Origin of the sequence: Brevibacillus sp. Leaf182 (assembly GCF_001423865.2) — a bacterium.
GTDB classification, from domain to species: domain Bacteria; phylum Bacillota; class Bacilli; order Brevibacillales; family Brevibacillaceae; genus Brevibacillus; species Brevibacillus brevis_C.
In genome coordinates this window covers 1-21,523 of the sequence record NZ_LMPN02000037.1, presented here as the reverse complement: position 1 = coordinate 21,523, position 21,523 = coordinate 1, and the positions used below count along the sequence as shown (strand labels likewise).

Here is a 21,523-nt window from a genome sequence, read left to right as displayed (position 1 = left end):
ACCCGTGTTAGTGTCTTCTCTGATGATCGATGCGATGGGTAGTTTTCTAAGGTGAAGAGAATCCCCCCATATATGTAAAGCTTATCTCCCGAACCTGCACCTGTTGCCTGCCAACCGGACTTTCCAGCACAACAGAATCGTGTGGAGCCGCTAGCAGCAGTTGCCTGCCTATTGGCGATAAGAATGAAATTCTGTTGTTATCCGGGTCAATGTCTGTGGGATACACCACAGTAAATGACTCCTCAAATTGATCTTCTTCAAATAGCACTTTTACGCTGCTGCCTAATAAAGTAATTGCTTTAAGCGATTGAAAGAGTGCACTGTCTTCTTTTGACAAAAGGCTTTCAAGTGTTTGCTTGTAACGCTCGACAATCTCATCGATGGCTTGCTTTTCTTTTCCATAATTGCGTACATATTGATCGTAAAAGAGTGAATACTGCTCGTCAAAAAAGACAAGCTGGTTGATCAGATGATTTCTGGTGCCATTCAAAATACTAGGGTTCATAGTAAATTTCACCCCCCAGTTGCTTTTCATAGACATGTTTGATGAACGTAATGTTCTTCATCGAAAAAACCCTCCTTAAAAAAATAGCCCCCGAAGGGACTCTCATCATTGTATCAATAATTTCAAAATGATTCCATCGACTGTTTAGAAATGCTTTACAGAGGATGATCAAAACCCTCGCGCACCGGCATGAAGAATGCTTCCTCCACTTTCGTTGCAGGTAATGGGTGGCTAAAGTAATACCCTTGGATTTCCTTGCAGGCATTCTCCGTAAGAAAGTCTAACTGTCCCTGGGTCTCGATCCCTTCCGCAATGACATTCATGTTTAGGTGCTTCGCCATGGAAATGATCGTTGCGACGATCGCCTGATCACTGGGATTCCTCGTGATATCCGTAATGAACGAACGATCAATTTTTAGCTTGTGAATGGGCAGCAGCTTGAGGTAGCTGAGCGAGCTGTAACCCGTTCCGAAATCGTCCAGGCTAATTTTTACCCCATATTCATTCAATTCCTTTAAAATTTCTGTAGAAAGCTCTGCGTCCATCATCATGCTTTCCGTTATTTCCAATTCCAAGTACTGCGGTTCGAGTCCGCTCTCTACCAGGATTTGTCGGATGTAGCCTACGAGATTGGGTTGGTGGAATTGACGCGAGGACAGATTGACTGAAACGGGAATCAAGGGTCCACCCGCATCATGCCATTTCTTCATTTGTTTGCAGGCTTCCTTTAATGTCCACGTGCCAATCTCAAAGATCAAGCCCGTTTCCTCCGCAATCGGGATGAACACACCAGGTGACAGGATTCCTTTTATCGGATGATTCCACCGAACGAGTGCTTCCACGCCAATGAGCTGATTGTTCCCTGTTTGAATCTGTGGCTGGTAGTACAAAACTAGCTCGTCATTCTTTACCGCTTTTCTCAAATCCCTCTCCAGTTCAATACGCATCAACACTTGTTCATCGAGCTCATTGGTAAAAAACTGAAATCCGTTTTTCCCGTTTTTCTTCACTTCGTACATGGCAGCATCAGCATTTTTGAGCAATTGCTCCTCACTGCATCCGTGATCGGGATACACCGCTACGCCAATACTCGCCGAGACGTAATAATCTTTTCCTTGCAAGAGATAGGGGATCTCGATTTCCTTGACCACTTGATCAGCCAATGTCGAAAACTCGTGATCGCCCTCAACATTCTGGCAGATCAGTGTGAACTCATCACCACCCATACGGGCAATCGTCACATCGAATCCTTCCGCGCTTTTTTTGATCCGATCGCTCACTTCTTGCAAAAATCGATCTCCATACGTATGGCCTAGAGAGTCATTGATCATTTTAAAACGATCTATGTCCAGTACCAGCACCGCAAATCGAGTACCCTGTTCGCTATTGTTAATTATCGCCTCCTGTAAGGCTTGATGGAGCTTCCTTCTGTTCGGCAAGCCGGTTAATTCATCGTGAAACGCCTGATATTCCATCATCGACTTGGCGTCCTGCTCCAGCATACGTGTCTGGTCTTCGTAAGCCTCCAGGACCAATTGCTGCTCAAAGCTGAGCAGCTTCGTAATGGCTTGTGCCAGTTTTTTCGAGTCAGGATAAACCTCTTTCCGATCATCTATCATTCGCATGAGTGTGCCTAACAGGTTTTGAAAAGAACCCATGTACCACTTGGGAGGAAGTCCGATTTTTTGATGAACCATCGCAATCTTCAAGCGTTTTTCAATGAAGGCAGGATCGATCCGGCCGTCAAACATCTCGATTAAATGGTTCTTTAAGGCTTGACGTAATCGTTCAACGGTTGTATGCTCCATCACAATTTGTTTCAAAGAGTCTACATGGAGAATCGATTCATAAAAAGAAGAAGTAATCTGCTCAATTTCATTCTCAATGACAGGGCGAAACGCTGCGATCAACTGCAAATCCTCTTCCGTCAAGTTAATCATGTTCATTTGTGCGATAACTTCGGTGTTTCCCTCTATTAAAATCCGTGCAGAATCGTCTGCCGGCGAAATCGACGGTTGGCAGCATGCAGCGCTGTTTTCCTTGGACGAATTTGATGACTTCTGCATTTACATAGATTCTCCTTTTCCCTAGAACCAACGTACGTATAGGCTCATGCTTATTCACAAATATTCATTCGACATAATTCTACATTTTCCTCCATGTTTATCCATGACAACGATGAATACTACCTCTCAGGCAAAAGGAAAGAGTCTGCACGATTTATGTACAGACTCTAACAATATGTTGATGTGTTTTCTTATCTTTTGACATAAATGACGTCTCCTTTGGCAAATCGATCCCATACGCTTTAGCCTACTGAATGTTAAGTCAAATGGTAACGGATACAAAAAAAGAGCTTTACCATGGGTTCGGTAAAGCTCCGTTGCTTATTTCGTCTAGATGATTCACTCGGGTCATCAGTAAGGCTTAGACGGACGAGACTTTTGTTCGGCGTCCTTGACAGCCGCTCCGGGATTCGTTGCGCCCATCGGTCCGCCCATCTCTTTGCTGTTTCCGCCATTGCCCTGAGCGATTCCCGATTTCAAACGCTGGCCGTACTCTTCGTCACATTGCGAGAAGTAGCCAAGCATTTTCTCTTGAATGCGACGATCACAGGAGAGGAGTGCATCCGTCAGATTGGCAATGAGGTCTTCTCTTTCCCAGTCTTCCAAGAGGCGATAACGTTCTCCTGCCTGTTTGAAATCGTTTGTGCGATCAATCTTTTGACGAACGACCTTTCCTTCCACTTCTGGCTGATGATCGGGAGCGGCTTGCTTGGCTTCCTGCAATCCGCCAATCGTCGATGGCTCATAGTTAATATGCCGCTGCGTCCGATCTACATGATACAGCATTTGACCGCCTTCCTGGTTGGTAGCGACATGCTTTCTGGGAGCGTTAACCGGAAGCTGCAAATAGTTGGCGCCAACCCGATAACGCTGCGTGTCGGAGTAAGAGAAGGTCCTTCCTTGCAGTAGCTTGTCATCAGAAAAATCAAGTCCATCTACCAAAACACCTGTCCCAAAAGCAGCTTGCTCGACCTCTGCAAAATAGTTATCCGGGTTTTTGTTCAGTACCATTTTGCCTACAGGAAGAAACGGGAATTGATCTTCGGGCCATATTTTCGTTGGATCAAGCGGATCAAAATCGAGCTCTGGGTGATCGTCATCACTCATGATCTGGACGCACATTTCCCACTCCGGATATTCCCCTCGCTCAATCGCTTCATACAAGTCCTGCGTGGCATGATTGAAGTTTTTCCCTTGGATCTCTTCCGCCTGTTTTTGTGTCAAATTTTTAATCCCTTGCGTTAATGGTTGCCAATGGTATTTGACCAGGACCGCTTTTCCTTCGTGGTTTACCCACTTGTACGTGTTTACGCCAGAGCCTTGCATTTGCCGATAGTTCGCTGGTATTCCCCACGGGGAGAACAAAAACGTGATCATATGCATGGCCTCAGGCGTGTTCGAGATAAAGTCAAAGATCCGTTCCACGTCTTGAATGTTTGTAACAGGGTCAGGCTTGAACGCATGGACAAGATCAGGAAACTTCATCGCATCCCGAATGAAAAAAACTTTGAGGTTATTGCCAACCAGATCCCAGTTCCCGTCCTCTGTATAAAACTTCACCGCAAACCCACGTGGATCGCGCAATGTTTCGGGCGAATGTGTGCCATGATTAACCGTAGAAAACCGTACAAACACAGGCGTTTTTTTCCCACGCTCCGAGAACAGCTTCGCCCTTGTGTACGTAGAAATCGGCTCGTCTCCTACGGTTCCATACGCTTCAAAATAGCCATGTGCTCCGGCACCTCGGCTATGCACGACACGCTCAGGTGTTTTCTCCCGATCAAAATGTGTGATTTTTTCCAGAAAGTCGTAATTCTCCAGAACGGTTGGCCCGCGATTTCCAACCGTCCGCAAGTTCTGGTTGTCTGTAATCGGATGGCCTTGGCGATTCGTCAGGGTATTTTCTTCTGACTGGTTAATGGACTTATTGTTGTCATCCATATGAATCCTCCCTGTCCAGTTTTTCTCATATGTGGTTCATAACCATGGTTACCGAATGAGGGATTCTTTATGCGAAAAGACTAAATCGCTTCGTAAGCAAAATCATCGTTAAGCACTGGAACCGTGCCACTCTGATTCCATTGTGCTGCAAGTGCGACATCTTCCGGGTACCCCATGCTGATCAGTTCTTGGCCGGAAGCACATTTCTGCAAGTAAGCGGGAAGATGAGATTGGGCCGATCGGAAGGCTGCCACCGCCATTTCTGCCTCTGGCGACAAGCGATACCCCTCCAATTCGTGAAGCAGCGCACCTGCCGCAATCATATCCTCAATAGCAGGTCGCAATGCTCCATTTCCCCACCGTTCACCGCAAGCGATGACCGTCACAGATCCTTGCTGATGCTGTATGTATTTGGCGACGGATGACGCATTTCGCAAGCACGCTGCGATTACCTTCGCCCCTGTTTTCTTTGCCAACACGGTACAGGTCGATCCGTTTGGCGAGGGTAATACAATTCTGCTTCCCATTGGAACCGTTTTCAGACAGGCGGGTGAAAGGGATATTGGTTCTCCACGTTTTCCAGCGAGTAGCGCCGCTTTTTGTTTCGCGAATGCTAGGGCTGACTCATCCTTTACCTGATAAGGATAGACGATACCTCCACGTCCCGTTACGATATCGACACACGTGCTGAAGGAAAGCACATCGATAATAACGATCATATCCGATGCAGCTCCGACATGTTCCACCCCTTCATATCCCCAATCAAATCGTGCCGTGTAATCTAGTTGTTTGCATACAGGTGTTTCTCCCAAAACCTCCACCATCCTCTATCCAAAATAGTTACTCGTACCCTTACGTTCGCCGTTACAAAATAAGACAAGAAACAATATCGTATTATTGTCCCACTAGATTACACAAGAATGGAGTGAACATGGATGTCTGAAATCGAACACGACGACGATCAAGGTAATACTGAAAGAAGAAGTCACAGACGCCCAAAAAGAAATACTGTGAGAACAACTGGTATTTTGCAAAACAACCTCGCCCGTGCTCTCACCGCTCACCTCGACCTGGTAAATCTGAACACAGAAGAGGTTGAAGTACGTGTGCAAGTATTGAACTGGGGTAACGCAGTTACGCAAACGAATCCGGTTAGCACCTTGCTTGACATCACGCAATTTATCCCTGCGAATACTCGCACTGCTTTTAATGCGCTGGTCCCCGCTTCTTTCCACTATGAAGTGCGCCTTACCGTAGCAGAAAACAATGAAAATGTCCTTCTCACCACTTATGGCCGTACTTCTATCGGCGGCGGTCAAGTTGTTGGTCTTTCAGTTCTTGACAGTCAATTCCAAACTGTCGAAATCGAAACTTGTATTTAACTATTTTGCACGAAAAAAATGAGGAATTATGGTGGGACGCCATAGTTCCTTTTCTAATCCATTAAAAGGCGCTGGGGACTATCCCAACGCCTTTTTCCTTTTACGACCACGACAAAAAAACTGCCCTCGAAAGGACAGTTTTTTTTAAAGGGAGACTTACAGTTTTACTACGTTCTCAGCTTGTGGGCCACGGTTGCCTTGAACGATGTTGAATTGAACTTTTTGACCTTCGTCCAAAGTTTTGAAACCGTCACCTTGGATTGCGCTGAAGTGTACGAATACATCGTCTCCGCCTTCTACTTGAATGAAACCGAAACCTTTTTCTGCGTTAAACCATTTTACTGTTCCGTTCGTTTGCATTTAAAAAAACCTCCAAAAATTCAATTTGAATATGCTAGTCATATTTACCGAAGCAAATAAAGCTCACATATCATGAAGAAATACCAAATCATGTGCTATGATACGCCTTCATGATATGTGAATTTTACCTACTCAGCCAATATACGAATGTCATAGGACGGAACTGCAAAATTAAAAACTAAACCTTTTGAAAACCTAAAACAATGAAAGCCCTTCCTCTCTTCCATCCTTGCGGCTCCGATGACCGCGCCAGTGTGAATCGGGGATTCAAAAATGTTATCCATCAGCATACAAATACACCTCGATGAATGATTAGGTATCAATTTTTCAAGTAGCAACCTCATTCTACCATGGTTGTCCAATAAAAGCAACCGTTCACCCTTATACTGGGAAGGCGGTACTCTGTTACAATAGCATTGGGAGGGATTTCATTGCATACTTTGACAACCATTCAATTATCCGAATTGCTTCAAAAGAAAATGCCAGTACTTTTATTGGACGTACGCGACGCCGAAAAATTTATTTCTGGCAGCCTCGTTCATGAAAACGCATCGACACGTAACGTCCCCTATCTTCTAATGAAAGAACAGGACAAGCCGTTTGATGAAGAAACCGAAAAACTTGCGCAAAATGTGCAGATTGTTACCCTATGTACAACAGGTAACAAAGCACAAAAAGCTGCCGCTCTTCTTCGTGAGAATGGTTTTCAAGCAAATGCATTGGAAGGCGGCTTAACCGCATGGAAGGAACAATCAAACGAAGCGAAATGAGCCTAATTTATCAACGATTCTAGCTATTTGCCATATATTACTCCTTTATTTCGATTGGGATTGTCTGATATTGTTGTTCATGCCAAACGAAATAAGCCGAGACTTCCTCCTGAAAAGGAAGTGCGGGGGACTTTTTTGTGGATGAGATACTCCACATTGGGGTGAATCGCCGAACTGGCGTAGGGTTGTTTCCTCAATCCGAATCCGACAACTAACCTCGTAGGCAAAAAAAAGGAGAGATTTGTTTTATGAAACGTTTTGGTTCTGTTACAATCGCGATGACTCTTGGTCTGGGCTTGGCTCTAACAGGCTTCGCTACTTCTGCTTCGGCTGCTTCTAATTGCCCTGTTCCTGGCGGACAATTCCAATATTATATGCCACAATTCCAAAAAGCTCCAAATTCCCAACAATTTTGGAACTTCTTTCAACAAAAACAAGGCTTTGCCCCTGGACAATCAATGCCAGTACAACAGCCAATGACGCCGATGCAACCAGCAAAGCCGGTACAACCAGCTCCAGTTCAAGCTGCACCAGCGCAACCTAGCAATAACGTCACTCAACCTGCCGCTCCAGTAAATCAAGCGGATCAAGTAAAAACTGGTGATTTTGCGAAACAAGTCGCGGATTTGGTGAACCAAGAGCGTGCAAAAGCAGGTCTCAAGCCTGTTGAAATGGATGCAGCACTGTCCAAAGTAGCGTTGGCAAAAGCACAAGATATGTCTGCTAACAACTATTTTGACCACAACAGCCCAACGTACGGTTCCCCATTTGATATGATGAAGCAGTATGGAATTCAGTACTCGACTGCAGGTGAGAATATCGCCATGGGTCAACAGAGTCCACAAGAAGTTATGCAACAATGGATGAACAGTGAAGGCCACCGCCAAAACATTATGAACCCTGCGTTCACCAAAATTGGTGTAGGCTTCACAAATGGTTACTGGGTACAAGAATTTATCGGATAGAACGCTTTGCACGAAACGAAAAGCCGGTGTCTCTTAATCGAGACCCGGCTTTTTCGCGTAGGCACTATTCCTGCTGTGCTTCGGATGCCTGCTTTTTGGGGGTACAACAGCAGCTATCCTGCTCATTTACCAAAGCGACGTCCTTTTGATGCATTTTTTGCTTGGTTGGGTAAGCAGATACTTGCTGCAGCTCGGCATTGACATCAGACGATTGGTTCATCCGTATAGCCCCCTTGCCGTTTTTTGTGGTGCATCCCTAGTATGCTCGCGGTTGTAAACGGCTCATTCCTAAGGAACATTGGAAGCACATGCAAATTAGCCTATCTGCTAATAATATGTTCAAGGTCTTTTAAGGCAGCCGCTGCTGCCGCTACAGGATCTGATTTTCCTCCAACGACTAATAAATCCCCCATGACATCTGTTTCAACCCGTATCGCTTTGGTCGTACCTGATACAGAAGCAAATGGATGAGTATAATCCACTGCACAGAGCTCCACTGCTACAGAATGCGTGCCATTCGCTTCCTTTTGGATAGTTCCGATCAGCTTGGGAATCTTCGAATGCTTTTTCCACGTCTCGATTTGTAACGAGGTTATTTCGCGAATACTTGCGCGTGTGATATCGGTCAGATTTACTTGCATGCCAAAAGCAGCGTTTGCCAAGATCGTGAGCTTCGAAGCTGTATCCCAACCATCGATATCGTACGAAGGGTCCGGTTCGGCAATCCCCATCTTCTGAGCGAGCTCGACTGCTTCCGCACAAGTGAGCCCCTCTTCCATCATTTTTGTGAGCACGAAGTTCGTCGTTCCTGTAAAAATGCCTTCGACTCGTTTCACTTCACAACCTGCCAAGTTATATTGCAATAGATCGATCGTCGGTAGAGCTGCTGCTGTTGCTCCACTCACTTTCAACGCGACGCCATTTTTTTTGGCTAGAGCGGCTAATCCAGCATAATCGACAACGAGCGCACCTTTTGAAATCGCGATTGCATGCATAGCATTTTCTAATGCATGACGAATATAAGTAAGACCGGGTCCTCCCTCTTTTTCAGATGGACCTGCCTCGATGAGCACGTCTGCTTGAGCTGACTTGATAAATTCCAGCGCGTTCCAAGATCGGTTCCTTGTTTGTTTTGTATGAGCATAGTCTTCCCATTTTCCTGAATCGATTCCGTTCTCATCGTAGAGACCAGAAGCTGAACGAACGACTCCCACGAGTCTGACATCCGCTTGATAAAGCTCGCGGTATCGCTCCCGTCGCTGCTCCAACAATCTGGCTACCTGACGTCCTACTGTTCCAAAGCCTGTTAACATAATATTCCAACGTTTCATGAGTCAATCTCCTTGCTGTCTATTCCGTTTATTTCCGCCATTTTTTCTACTTTTCGCCTGTAGCCGGTGCAAATCCCTGCCATTCAGTTTCTTTCCTGTTTTTGCTGAGTAGAGCTCTTCCGTATGATCAATAAACAAAATTCCTTCCAAATGGTCCATCTCGTGCTGAATACATCGAGCAAGGAAATCTTCCGCTTCGATTGTCCTTGTTTCTCCTTGGCGGTTCAACGTCTGAACTTTGACATAATTGGCCCGATGAACGATCCCAAAAACACCCGGTATCGAAAGACAAGCTTCTTGCCCTATCTGCTTACCTGATTTTTCCATCAGCACCGGATTGATCAGTTCAATCAAGCCACTACCGCAATCCATCACAACTAATCGCTTCGGAATGCCAATCTGGATCGCGGACAAACCTGCTCGACCCTTCGCAGCGTAAATCGTTTGGGCCATATCATCCAAAATCTTTTCAACCTGTGGAGTAATGGATGGTACTCTGTTTGAAGTTTCACGCAAGATAGGGTCTCCCAGGCGAACGATCCTCCGTTCAGCCATCTCCTTCTCCCTCCCGCATTACTCAGTTTTCGATTTCAAGGTAGCAAATCATGTCCTCACTGTCAAAAGGAACCTTGCAAAATCTGAAATATCCCGTTGGGCAAGGGTGACAAATGCATGTAGATACGCTATCTTTATTGGTAAAGATAGATGTTTGTATATGAAAAGGGAGGCTACCATGCATTCATTAGCATCAACGCTGAACGAAACCATCCAACGCGAAAACCCACACGTATATGAAATGCTGTCCAATATCGCCAAGCTGATTTATTTCCCGAAAGAGGGGATTCTCAGCCAGTCGGCAGAAGCGAAAGCAAAAGCGAAAAAGTACAATGCAACCATCGGGATTGCACTGGAAAACGGTCAACCGATGCACCTTAAGGTCATCCAGGATAATCTGTCTGCTTACCAGCCAAAAGACATTTACGAATATGCTCCCCCAGCAGGAAAACCTGAGCTGCGTGCAGCATGGCGTAAAAAAATGATCGAGGAACAGCCTTCACTGGCTAACCGTACGTTTAGTAACCCAATCGTTACAAACGCATTGACGCATGGACTGAGTATCGTATCTGACTTGTTCGCTGATAGCGGCGACAGTGTCATCATCCCAGACAAAAACTGGGAAAACTACGAGCTTACCTTTTCGATCCGCCGTGGTGCGGAAATGGTCTACTATCCATTGTATAACGACGAGATGAAATTTAATGCTGCTGCTTTGCGTGATGCCATTCTCGCACAAAAAGACAAAGGCAAAGCCATCGTCGTACTCAACTTCCCTAATAACCCAACTGGCTATACACCAGGTCCAGAGGAAGGAAAGCAAATCGTTGCTGCACTCAAAGAAGGTGCTGAGGCTGGAATCAACATTGTCGCAGTGACAGATGACGCGTACTTCGGCTTGTTCTTCGAGGATTCCATGCACGAATCTCTCTTCGCTAGTCTATGCGACGTTCACCCACGTATTCTGCCTGTAAAGGTAGATGGAGCTACCAAAGAGGATTACGTATGGGGCTTCCGTGTTGGCTTCATTACGTATGCATCTTCATCCAGCGACTTACTCAGCGCTTTGGAGCAGAAGACTATGGGAATCATCCGCGCGACTCTTTCCAGCGGATCGCATCCTTCCCAAACATTCGTCCTGCAAGCAATCACTGCACCGGAGTACAAAGCACAGAAGCAGGAGAAATTCGATATCATGAAAGGCCGCGCCAACCGCACCAAGGAAGTGCTCGACAGCGGTAAATACGATGACGTGTGGACCTACTATCCATTCAACTCCGGCTACTTCATGTGCCTCAAGCTAAAGACTGTCGAAGCGGAAACATTGCGTCAGCACTTGTTGGAACAGTATGGCGTCGGTACGATCGCTCTCGGTCAAACCGATTTGCGCATTGCCTTCTCTTGCATTGAAGAAGAAAACATTGCGGACTTGTTCGAATTAGTCTACAGCGGTGTAAAAGATTTGGAAAATGCATTGACCAAATAAATGTAACGAGCTCTATTGAAAAAAGCGTCTTGACCTCGTGTCAGGGCGCTTTTCGTTTTCTTTCAAAAAAAGTCCCGGAAACCCGCGAAGTTTACATGCGAGGTTTTCCGAGACCTTTCCATCATGCTTTTTCTATTAGCTTTCAATCGATGAACGCATACGCCGCGGCTGGTGTGTACCGATAAAAATGGAGGCGAGGACCAGGATCATCCCTACCCCATGCATCCAAGTAAATGCTTCGTTCAAGAAAAAGACAGCGACGAGAGCAGAGCTTATCGGCATCATTCCGGTGAACAAGCCCGCTTTGGAAGCCTCCACCTTCTCCACCCCTTTGTACCAGAGAAAAAAGGATAAGATGCTTGCCGTAAACGCATAGTACACAAGAAGCCACCACACATTTGCAGGTACGGCACTCCAATCAAATTGCAAGCTTTCCCAGATCGCAAACGGAAGAAACAAGACAAAGCTGATGACATTTATCGCGGCCGTCATTTGGAAAGGAGTCATTTTCCCAGAAAGTCTTTTGGCGAAAATCGTGAAGAGCGCCTCGCTAACGACCGCCAAAAATACGAGCAAATTGCCCAGCATGCTTATCCAGTTTTGTTCCCCGCCGCCTCCAGTAAACGTAATGAAGCCGATGCCGCCCACTGAAAGACCGATCGCCACTAAGCTATTGGCGTGTAATTTTTCCTTGAGAATCCAGAACGAAAACAAAGCGATGCAGGCAGGTACCGTACTCGTAATGATACCCGCTGCAGTAGCGGTCGTCCACTGAACACCATACAGCATGCAAATACTAAACAGAAACACGCCGAAAAACGACTGCCAGAATAAGACCTTGCCTTCCTCACGGCTCCAAGATGTTTTCCATTCCCCACGCATAGCTAGCAGCGGCAATAGGATGACGATCGCAAGCAAAAAGCGCAGCTCCGAAAACAAAAACACAGGAACATGGGAAACAATTTCTTTACCGATGGAGATATTGCCCCCAACCAAGGCCATAGCCAAGGCTAACTGAATGTAAGCTAACAGCATGTCGACTCGCTTCTCCCTTCAACCTCCTACAATTCTCTGCATCTGGCCAAACTGCTTGCGATTAACCTGCGTTTTGCCATTCTTTTTGAGATGACGGGAGCTTTTTTGTCTTTTTCTCTGCTGCCCCCACCAGCCAGGAACCAAACGGCAGTTTACCCAGCCCATATGATATAGCAAAAGAAAGAATGGAGCACAAGACGAAGGCTACTATACTTCCCCACACGCCCGTGTGAAAAAGCTGAAGCTCACGTAAAATCTTCATCAAGTACGTTAAGATCAGCGCATGAATCAAATACGCTCCGTACGAATATTTCCCAAGGAGTCCCAGCCAATGTGTCCATTTGGACTGCTTTTTGCTCATCCATAGGCAGAGAGCGTACACAGCCAGTAAGCAAGCCATCGTATAGAGGAACATCGAAGGTTTCAAGGATGTCGCGACGTTTAAATTGATCTGGCCTTGCCCTGAATCACGGAAAAGTTCATAGCCAATGACGGCGTACAGGACACCAACCGAAACGATGATCCATTGCCAGTATCTTTTCAGCATGGCACGGAATGCAGGCAACGTGCAGGCGACCAAGCCACCGAACAAAAAGTAATAGAAATAATAGAACGCATTTCGATCGCGGTATTTAATGAAATACGTATCAAGCCAATTCATATCGAATCGGAAACCGTGCGCCGGGATGTACCGCGCTGAAAACCACATGAGGCCCGCATAAACCAATCCACTGACTCCAAGAGCGACAACGAGACGGAAGCGATTGGTCACGAATCTGCGGGAAAGTTCAAATACTCTTTGCCAAAACGGATACAAAAGATAGAACTGAAAAATCATCACGACGAACCACAGATGATAAGAGGATGTCCCCGTCAGGAAATTTTTGCTTACATTCCAAACGAACGCTGCTCCCTCACCCAAGGGCTTTTCCATCAAATAAAGGTAAACCACCGACCATATTCCATACGGAACCAAAATCTCCGTTATTCGCTTACGCGTGAAGGAAATATAGTTTACTTTTTCGGAGTAGTTGTAAAACAAAACAAGACCTGTGATGAAAATGAATGCTGGTACCGCGAATTTTAACAAATGAAACAACATTCCGTAGATGATCGACACCTGCCCTGTCAATCCCGGCTCACGGATATACACACCAATGACATGCTGGTAAACCACAGCCAAGAATGCAAAGGCCCGGATCAGATCCAACTCGCCAATTCGTTCTTTTCGAGCCATAACCAAATACCAGATCCTTCCTATTTTTACGAAAAAAAGTGCTATCTTTCATCTTACCGACCAAAAGTCAGTCTGGCAAGTCTCAAATCGAAAAAGACTGATACCCTTTTGTACTGGTATCAGTCACTCTTATCCACCTTGATCCGAAGATAGATCGGCTAGACTTCGAATCGGCCAAATAAGACTTTGTACCCCACGTGAATACAGTGCTAGATGCGGAGAATCTGTGAGTGGGATCGACAGGTTTTCGGTCATCGAGTTTTCACGAATATGAAAGACTGTCTCCTGTAGCTGCCACGGCTCGTGCACCACATCCGCATACATCATTTGCTTTGTTCTGGTACACCTGCAAAAGAGCGTGTATCGCTCCGTCAGCCAGTGGATTAGCGTTCCCTCATTGGCGAGAAATCTGTCAGCGAGAGGCTGGTAGCTGCCTTCGAACATGGGAGACTGAGGTAGACCGGATAGACGTCGAGAGGTAAAATCGATCCGATCTCCTTGGCGCTGAAAAGTCATTTGAGCCCGATAATACGGCAGTCGGTACCAAAATTTCGCAATCTTGATTACCATCGGATTCGACGTATCCAGCGAAAGAAAAAACACGCCTGTTTTCCCTTTCGCCTTCACATACGTCCGGACATTGATTTCAGGGAAAGTCGTCGTGAATGGTACGGACGGCATCCGACGCAAACGCACGCCACTCAGCAAAAACGGGATCATACTGATCCATGCCTTGCCATCGTAAGTATCGAGCTCAAGTCCTTCTGGAATGAGTCCTTTGATAGACGCTGGGGAAATCGCCCAATGTAAAAAAAGTAGATGCTCCCATGTCTGCGTCATGGTCCATCCGTTATACTGTGCAGGTGACTTGATTTGGATAATCCTCTGTTCGATACGAATCCCTCCCATTCGTACGTCGATCATGCTGATTAACTGGAAGAGGATGAATGATAGGCAAGGGGAACCTTCGTCACTTTGCTCGTCATCTCATCGAGTGAGACGAGATCCGCAGCCGTAACTTCACGAATAGATGTTTTCCCCAGCGCGAGGATGGCAATTTCCATCTCATCCACAAACGAAAGAAAAAAGTTAGCCAAGTATTTCGTGGCTGAATCGGGGTCGAATTTGTTTTTCAAGCTCCCTGGATAGGTGATCAGCTCTGTCGGCGGTTCCCACGGTATTGCTTTTGTCACCTGATCATGAGTCATCGCCCACAAAAGAGCAGTCCCCATAAATATGCCGTCTGCTCCCAAAGCAATTGCTTTCAGGCACTCACCCGGGGTGTTATATCCGCCCCCAGACAATAAGGTAATTCGTTCCTTCACACCTTTTTTCTTCAAATAGCGCACAGCGCGGGTCAATGCATAAATCGTCGGCAAGCCGAAATCATCCTCAAGGATGGGAGGTCCTCCTTTTGTCCCCGCCTGTCCGCCATCGATACTGATAAAATCTACACCGGCTTGGATCGCAATCTCCAGGTCTTTTTCAAGTATGGCACTGGCACAGATCTTGACTCCAATTGGAACACCGTCTGTTATTGTGCGCAACTTGTCTATGAGCTTCTTGAGATCCTCCGGATTTGATACTTCCGGCTGCCGCGAAGGAATGATGATCATTTCTTCATTCTGCACGCCCATGATTTCAGCAGCTCTTCCCTGGATATATTCAGCGGGGATAAAGCTCGCGGCCGCTGCAGTCGCCCCTTGCCCAAAATGGATTTCGATGGCGTCCGCCTGTCGCAAAATCTCCGGTTCCTTTCCCCACTTTCCCGAGTTGTATTGGAGAATCAGGTGTTTGGCGAATTTCCTCTCTTCCGGTAATAACGGACCTTCACCGGTATTCGTCAAAGTCCCCACTGCGGCCGTTCCTTTTGCAATCGCGATTTTTACATCAGCACTTACACCGATACCGTACCCCATTGCCCCTGCCATGAGCGGAATGTCCAAGGTTAACGGCTTTTTTGCCATGGGTCCAATCGTGATTTGCATATCCACTTCGGTATCCTCACTCGAAGGCAGCTTGGCCAGTTGTGCAGGAGAAAATATCAAGCTATCGAAGTTCAAGAACTTACGCGGACTTCCGAAAGGACGCTCGATGGCTTGTCCAGAAGCTGCTCGCAAGCTGTTCTCCAGGACGTAGCGTGGACTGACTTTGGTCATTGCGGAGACCATCTCAAAAATATTTTCCGGATAGCGGTCTGACATGAGGCGCTTCATGAACTTGGCGAGCAGCCACTGGGTAAGAGGTCGAAAAAGACAGATCAAAAGCAGTCCCACCACGATGAGTGCAGCAATCGATCCTACAAAGGAGCCGATCAAAAACGAAATCCAATTGCCAGCCATCCTCTTTCTCCTTCCTACTGTCAGAGCACTGCTGCTTGTTAATAGGTATATGAGATAGGAAAATTTTGCCCCAATCATGCCACTTTTATCCTACGCTGTTCCTGACCGTTGAAGGTAGAAAAAACGCCCAGCTTAACTGGACGTTTTCGAGCAAAGCCTTTTCCACAAATAAAAATAACAGGACGTCATCACAAGCACGACAGCAATTGTCATGAGAGTGTCAAATCGCATGAGCTCCTCCTTTTCGTTTCATTGGTACAAATTTGCCGTATGTCAAACAGCGCCAAAGCCATTCGGCAGGACCAAACTGATAATTGGCGAGCCACCAGCGACTAACGAAGATTTGCGCAGTGAAGATCACCAAGCTCAACACCAATCCGAGAGCCAGCCCAGGCGTTCCGTACAAATGTCCACCACGCACAAGCAATACAGCGATGATGGTTTGGCTCAAATAGTTGCTTAACGCCATTCTGCCGACCGGTTCCAAATGCTTCAATATACGCTTGCCGCTCTCTTTCCGATAAAGAAGCAGCAGTGACGTGATGTAAAAAGCGCATAGACTAAGACCGCTCCAGGTAACAAATGTCTGAACGGCAATCGAGATCGAGGCAGGAAATTTTACGATGCCAAATTGAACAAGCGGGATCATCGGTACAAGCACAACACTTAAACCCAATGCCAGCCACCATACGCGGCGAATGGCTGGAATAAATTCTTCCGTCCTCTCCAATACTCCCCGCTTGGCTGCCAGAAATCCGAATAAAAAGAGCGGTAGTACAGATAGGATAACAATGAACTCAAGGGAGAGAACGACTGGAATTTCGTAAGCAACCCGGAATAGCAACCACTCGATCATCGACCCATCGGTATAAGCATCGATAGCTTTTTGTATAAGCGGTGATTGATCTGGCACAGGAACGAGGTCCTCAGGAACGGTCAGCATCAGAGCAGATAGGGCCTGCATACCAATCAAGAGCGTCCACGCCCATCTTTTGATCGTCTTTTCTTGCCTGTGGTAAAACAGCAACAGAAGAAAACCGGCTAGGGCGTACGTATGAAGAATGTCGCCATACCAGAGGAAAACAAGATGTGCCATCCCCACAATCAGCAGCACCAATAATCTGCGCGTAAACAGGCTCTGATATGGCAACTGTTTGCTCTCGGCACGATGCATAAACAGAAAAAAACCTACCCCAAACAAAAACGAGAAGATCGTGTAAAACTTCGTCTGTACAAACATGTTAAACAAAAGCCGTATCCAACCATCGATTTCCGAATGGGTATTGACCAGCCCTGCATCTGGTAAGAACATAATGGGATACAAAAATGACGGCATATTCACTAGTACGATCCCCAAGAGAGCAAAGCCTCTAATCCCATCTAGCTGCCGAATTCGCTCACCTTCCGCGACAGGTGCTACTTTCACGTAATGAACCTCCTCAACTACGCTCTAGGCTTTAACACTTTTAATACGAATGAACCTTGAAAAAAGTAACATGCTTTTTGCACAACAAGAGAGCTTCGCGAAAACGAAGCCCTCCCTTACGTGTTGCCTTATTTTGATGGGGAAGTTGTTGTTCCTGTTCCTGTGCGGTTTGTCCTTTTCCGAAAGTCGAGCAAAACACCGACAAAACCAGCAAATATCGCTGGCATGATCCAACCAGCGCCTTCCTTATAAAAAGGAAGAACACCCAAGATATCGCTCCAGCTCTGATTAAAAAACGTAAGATTCATCAAATCCACGACACCAAAAACGGTCACAACTGCTACAGTCGTCATATACACAGACGAATGCCCAGGTATCCAGCGCTCTAGTAAAGCTAGCAAAATGAGTACGATAGCAATCGGGTAAATTGCGCCCAAAATCGGGACAGATACACTTAAAATCTCCGATAGTCCCAAGTTTGCGACTCCCATGCTGAGGACACAGAGAATGATCGCCCATCCTCTGTAGGACAAACCTTTGAATCGTCCATGAAAGTATTGACTGCAAGAAGTTACGAGTCCGATCGATACACAAAGGCAAGCGACGGTAAAGATGACACCAAGAATCAGCGTACCGCTTGTCCCAAAAAGCTGCCTCATGATAGCTGTCAGGAGCAACGCGCCATTCTCCGGACTTCCTAAAGAGGCACCGGATGAACCGAGCAATCCCAAAATGACATAGATGAATGTCAGCAACAAACCTGCTCCGAGACCTGCTTTGATCATATTCGCAGACAGTTGCTTTTTGTCTTCGATTCCCTTGCTCCGCAGCGTATTGGCGATCACGATACCAAATACGAGTGCAGCCAAAGCATCCATCGTTAAATACCCGTCCAGAAAACCTTGCACAACCGGATTGGTGGCATATTTTCCTGCTGGTACCCCCGTTGGACCGAGTGGTGTGAATAAGCTCTTGATGTAGATCAATGCAATCATGGTCAGCAGTGCAGGAGTCAGTATTTTCCCAAAGCGATCAATCAATTTGGAAGGACTCAGACTAAACCAAAAAACAATGCCAAAAAATACGATCGTATAGAAGAAAAGGCTCCAGGTGGAATCAGCGGCTTGTGCCGGCAAAAACGGCGCCATTCCCATCTCGTACGCGAGACTGCCAGCACGCGGGATAGCAAGTGCGGGTCCAATCGACACATAAATCAAAATAGGAAAAATAAGAGCAAAGCTTGGATGTACACGACTCGCTAATTGGTAAAAGCTTCCTGCCTTTGCAATAGCAATCACCCCAAGGATGGGCAGACCGACAGCCGATAATACAAAGCCTGCAATCGACAGCCAAACATGGGTACCAGCTTCTTGACCCAGATAGGGTGGAAAAATAAGGTTCCCTGCACCAAAAAACATCGAAAACAGCATAAAACTGACCAGCAACATTTCTTTCTTAGACAAGGTTATCATCGACGTATATATTACCTCCCACCTTATTGAGAGGCATTCTATCAACTTTTGCGTCCCTTAGCTAGTAGCAACGCCATAGTTGTAATTGTAAGATCATTATCATTTTTCCTACTATAATTGAAAGTAAAAAAACAAGGGAAACCACCTGCCATATCTTACCGTTAATACATCGACAAGTGGTTTTCCTCTTATCGTTTTCGCATGGAGACAATTCGTTTGTAAAAGGTCTTATCCTCCAGCTTTTGAAAGAGAGAAAGAGAAGGTCGGAAGTTGGCTTCAATAATCCATGGTTTGCCATCCACATCAATCCCTAAGTCTAAACCGATCTCCCGGAGTGTCGGATAGGCTCTTCCCAATCGATTAGCTACCGCCGCAGCTACCATGCGGATATCACGCAGGAGATGCGGGCCTGCTTTTATATTCGACAGCTTGATTGCGGTCTGGATGGGCAAAACTTTCCCACGGCTGCGAGCCACATTTGTCACGACATAGCCCGGTCCTGCAAGCTTTGCACACCACCCCGTTATTTTCCACGGCTCATTGTTGCTCCTTCGCTGGATCATAACACGCACGTCAAAAGGCTTGCCGTTGATTCTGCCGAGTGGGATACGTGGCTGGAGCAGGTATGTTTTTGGTCGAAACAACGATTCCACGTATCGGATCGTCGCCTCTTTCCCATCCACAAGGCGACGACGACTCCCACTATGAACCAAATATTGCTCTTCTCCTCGCGCTGTTACTTGAATAATTCCTGCCCCACCGCCGCCTCCCGAAGGCTTCAGCATCACATGTGTAAACGCTTCTGCATACTCCCATAGCTCTTCAGGAGAGTACACGCGGGTTTTGGGCAAATACTCCTGCAAAAGTTCGTCTTTGACCATGTGCTTGTGCTTGCCCCATTTTCCTACGTTTGGCGGTTTTATGGCAGTGTCTCTCCATTCTTAATCAGATGATGCTCCTCTATTTTCGTGATACGATTCTGTTCGTCCACAAACACGACCTTGGGAACGAGCTGTTCGATCTCGGATTCTTCGTACATACCCATACTCAAAATAATGACCATATCTCCTGGCGAGAATAGATGAGCAGGTGGACCGTTCAGACAGATGACTCCGCTACCCGATGCTCCGGGTAATGCGTATGTTTTCCAGCGCGTGGCATTACGCAAACTGGTTATTTGCACGATTTCATATGGCTTGATATCTGCCGCTTCCATGAGAGCAACGTCAATTGTGATACTCCCCACGTAATCCAATTCGGCCTGCGTAACTGTCGCCCTGTGAATTTTTCCTTTGCACATGTGTCGTTGCATAGGCGGTTCACTCCTTTCCAAACCGATGACATTAGTCTATGTGGGATGGATTGTCCATGAAACCACCTGCGAAAGGAAATCTGGTTAGGGGATGTAATACGCTGCCTGCAAATCGACCCCGTAGGTGCGGCATAATTGGCTGAGTTCTTTCGTCACATTCGGATCAAATGGGATACCCTTTTCTATGCGTTCTTGCTTTTTTCGGCTCTCGATCTCCCCAGGTATGAAAATTTCGGATACCCCTTCTTTCGTAGGTACGCTTTTCACCTCACGAATGTATGCATCCATATTGGTGCAGAAATCGGACAGTGGCATAAATCGTTCAATATCCACCGTCAAGAATAAATGTCCAACGTTTTGTGGATCGCTCCAATTGTCATACAGGCTTTTTACATGTGGTCCCGTTGCTGCACCCGTTAGCAGCCCACACAAGATATCAATGAACATCGCCATTCCATAACCCTTTGCTCCTCCGATCGGCAAAAGTGAGCCTAGCAAGGCTTGGGTGGGATCAGTCGTTTCCTTCCCAGTGGGATCGATGGCCCAATCGGCAGGAATCGTTTCCCCTTTTTTAACGGCCAAGGCGATTTTTCCCCTGGCAGCGACACTCGTAGCCATATCTAATAAAAAGGATGGCTCTTCCCCTGCCGGTATTCCCACCGCAATTGGATTTGTTCCGAAAAAAGGGCGAATCCCTCCTGTAGGTGCTATTGCTTCGGGTGCATTGGAAAGGACAAGAAGAATTTTCCCTTCTGCGATCGCTCGCTCTGCATAATACGAACAGGAGCCAAAGTGATTGGAATGACGAACACCAACTACCCCGATTCCCATCTGCCGTGACAATTTGATCGCTTCCTCCAAAGCCGCCACACCGACTACCGCACCCAACTGATTTTTGCCGTCTACCAACGCTGTTGCGCCCTCCTGTTTCCATATCACTGGTTCATCGTTCAGTTCGATCAAGCCTGCTTCGATTCGTTGGATGTAAATCGGCAGCCTCGCCAAACCATGGGACTCAATACCTCGCAAATCAGCATGGACGAGAGATTCTGCGACAAGCCTAGCATGCTTGGGTCTGGCACCTGCCTGTACAAGCACCTCTGTTACAACTTGTTCCAAACGCTTCCAATGAAAGAGTGCAGGGTGCATCTTCTCTTTTTCCCCTCCTTCATCGCTGTTCTGTACTTCGCCTGCTTCCTAATCTGAATATAGATATGTCACCCGCTGTTTGACCGCTACAGGCATTGACCCAGTTCAGTCGACGATACCAACGGAAAAAGGAGCTCCCGATATTGAGAGCCGTGCAAAATACTCTCTATCTTGAAAAGAGACGTTCTC

Annotated in this window: 21 protein-coding genes and 1 riboswitch; of the genes, 4 read left to right on the top strand and 17 right to left on the bottom strand. The window is 46.6% G+C overall.

All coding sequences use genetic code 11. The features are described 5' to 3' along the window. Positions 1-46: 46 nt before the first annotated feature. The 4 genes from ASG16_RS27660 to ASG16_RS27645 form a co-directional block, all read right to left on the bottom strand. On the bottom strand, positions 47-505 hold the full coding sequence (locus ASG16_RS27660) for a GreA/GreB family elongation factor (protein ID WP_048035835.1): 459 nt from the start codon (positions 503-505) through the stop codon (positions 47-49). A 155-nt stretch (positions 506-660) separates the two neighbouring features. Further along, positions 661-2,571, bottom strand: a complete 1,911-nt coding sequence (locus tag ASG16_RS27655) for an EAL domain-containing protein (RefSeq protein ID WP_056487276.1) — start codon at positions 2,569-2,571, stop codon at positions 661-663. Positions 2,572-2,922: 351 nt separating this feature from the next. Beyond that, positions 2,923-4,512: a catalase gene (locus ASG16_RS27650; RefSeq protein WP_056487274.1), complete on the bottom strand. Its 1,590-nt coding sequence runs from the start codon at positions 4,510-4,512 to the stop codon at positions 2,923-2,925. Positions 4,513-4,592: 80 nt separating this feature from the next. After that, a complete protein-coding gene (locus ASG16_RS27645) occupies positions 4,593-5,333 on the bottom strand; it encodes a 2-phosphosulfolactate phosphatase (protein ID WP_241970860.1) in 741 nt (246 codons plus the stop codon). 114 nt (positions 5,334-5,447) lie between these two features. Here ASG16_RS27645 and ASG16_RS27640 point away from each other — a divergent pair, with 114 nt between their 5' ends. After that, positions 5,448-5,894: a hypothetical protein gene (locus ASG16_RS27640; RefSeq protein ID WP_048033030.1), complete on the top strand. Its 447-nt coding sequence runs from the start codon at positions 5,448-5,450 to the stop codon at positions 5,892-5,894. A 156-nt stretch (positions 5,895-6,050) separates the two neighbouring features. On the opposite strand, the gene ASG16_RS27635 is transcribed toward ASG16_RS27640, so the two are convergent. Then, entirely contained in the window at positions 6,051-6,254 is a 204-nt protein-coding gene (locus tag ASG16_RS27635; protein ID WP_007729289.1) for a cold-shock protein, read from the bottom strand. Positions 6,255-6,685: 431 nt separating this feature from the next. Between ASG16_RS27635 and ASG16_RS27630 the strand changes: the two genes are divergently transcribed. After that, positions 6,686-7,024 carry a rhodanese-like domain-containing protein gene (locus tag ASG16_RS27630; protein WP_056487265.1) on the top strand — a complete coding sequence of 113 codons (339 nt, stop codon included), beginning with the start codon at positions 6,686-6,688 and terminating at the stop codon, positions 7,022-7,024. A gap of 84 nt (positions 7,025-7,108) precedes the next feature. Next, positions 7,109-7,265, top strand: a riboswitch (cyclic di-AMP (ydaO/yuaA leader). A 7-nt stretch (positions 7,266-7,272) separates the two neighbouring features. Then, entirely contained in the window at positions 7,273-7,989 is a 717-nt protein-coding gene (locus ASG16_RS27625; RefSeq protein WP_056487263.1) for a YkwD family sporulation-associated protein, read from the top strand. A gap of 64 nt (positions 7,990-8,053) precedes the next feature. On the opposite strand, the gene ASG16_RS31090 is transcribed toward ASG16_RS27625, so the two are convergent. From ASG16_RS31090 to def, 3 genes are all read right to left on the bottom strand, one after another. Beyond that, positions 8,054-8,209, bottom strand: coding sequence for a hypothetical protein (locus ASG16_RS31090; protein WP_186380574.1), 156 nt, complete (start codon positions 8,207-8,209; stop codon positions 8,054-8,056). 100 nt (positions 8,210-8,309) lie between these two features. Beyond that, positions 8,310-9,320, bottom strand: a complete 1,011-nt coding sequence (locus tag ASG16_RS27620) for a homoserine dehydrogenase (RefSeq protein WP_056487258.1) — start codon at positions 9,318-9,320, stop codon at positions 8,310-8,312. A gap of 3 nt (positions 9,321-9,323) precedes the next feature. Then, positions 9,324-9,875, bottom strand: coding sequence for a peptide deformylase (def, locus tag ASG16_RS27615; protein WP_056487255.1), 552 nt, complete (start codon positions 9,873-9,875; stop codon positions 9,324-9,326). A 178-nt stretch (positions 9,876-10,053) separates the two neighbouring features. On the opposite strand from def, the gene ASG16_RS27610 reads away from it, so the two are divergent. Continuing rightward, complete coding sequence (locus tag ASG16_RS27610) at positions 10,054-11,361, top strand: aminotransferase class I/II-fold pyridoxal phosphate-dependent enzyme (RefSeq protein WP_056487252.1); 1,308 nt, start codon at positions 10,054-10,056, stop codon at positions 11,359-11,361. A gap of 135 nt (positions 11,362-11,496) precedes the next feature. Here ASG16_RS27610 and ASG16_RS27605 read toward each other — a convergent pair whose 3' ends face one another. The 9 genes from ASG16_RS27605 to ASG16_RS27565 all read right to left on the bottom strand — a co-directional run bounded on the left by ASG16_RS27605 (position 11,497) and on the right by ASG16_RS27565 (position 21,334). Continuing rightward, a complete protein-coding gene (locus tag ASG16_RS27605; RefSeq protein WP_056487248.1) occupies positions 11,497-12,396 on the bottom strand; it encodes a DMT family transporter in 900 nt (299 codons plus the stop codon). 61 nt (positions 12,397-12,457) lie between these two features. Then, on the bottom strand, positions 12,458-13,633 hold the full coding sequence (locus tag ASG16_RS27600; RefSeq protein ID WP_056488483.1) for an acyltransferase: 1,176 nt from the start codon (positions 13,631-13,633) through the stop codon (positions 12,458-12,460). Between the two features lie 129 nt (positions 13,634-13,762). After that, on the bottom strand, positions 13,763-14,557 hold the full coding sequence (locus ASG16_RS27595) for a YqjF family protein (protein WP_056487245.1): 795 nt from the start codon (positions 14,555-14,557) through the stop codon (positions 13,763-13,765). 5 nt (positions 14,558-14,562) lie between these two features. Continuing rightward, a complete protein-coding gene (locus ASG16_RS27590) occupies positions 14,563-15,975 on the bottom strand; it encodes an FMN-binding glutamate synthase family protein (RefSeq protein WP_056487239.1) in 1,413 nt (470 codons plus the stop codon). Between the two features lie 220 nt (positions 15,976-16,195). After that, positions 16,196-17,401: a DUF418 domain-containing protein gene (locus ASG16_RS27585; protein WP_056487237.1), complete on the bottom strand. Its 1,206-nt coding sequence runs from the start codon at positions 17,399-17,401 to the stop codon at positions 16,196-16,198. 128 nt (positions 17,402-17,529) lie between these two features. Beyond that, a complete protein-coding gene (gene brnQ / locus ASG16_RS27580) occupies positions 17,530-18,873 on the bottom strand; it encodes a branched-chain amino acid transport system II carrier protein (RefSeq protein WP_056487235.1) in 1,344 nt (447 codons plus the stop codon). 188 nt (positions 18,874-19,061) lie between these two features. Further along, positions 19,062-19,754, bottom strand: coding sequence for a YheC/YheD family protein (locus ASG16_RS27575; RefSeq protein WP_056487233.1), 693 nt, complete (start codon positions 19,752-19,754; stop codon positions 19,062-19,064). A 38-nt stretch (positions 19,755-19,792) separates the two neighbouring features. Further along, positions 19,793-20,185 carry an aspartate 1-decarboxylase gene (gene panD / locus ASG16_RS27570; RefSeq protein ID WP_056487231.1) on the bottom strand — a complete coding sequence of 131 codons (393 nt, stop codon included), beginning with the start codon at positions 20,183-20,185 and terminating at the stop codon, positions 19,793-19,795. Positions 20,186-20,269: 84 nt separating this feature from the next. After that, the gene (locus ASG16_RS27565) at positions 20,270-21,334 is read right to left on the bottom strand and encodes an Ldh family oxidoreductase (protein ID WP_056487221.1); all 1,065 of its coding nucleotides are present in this window, start codon (positions 21,332-21,334) and stop codon (positions 20,270-20,272) included. Positions 21,335-21,523: the final 189 nt, after the last annotated feature.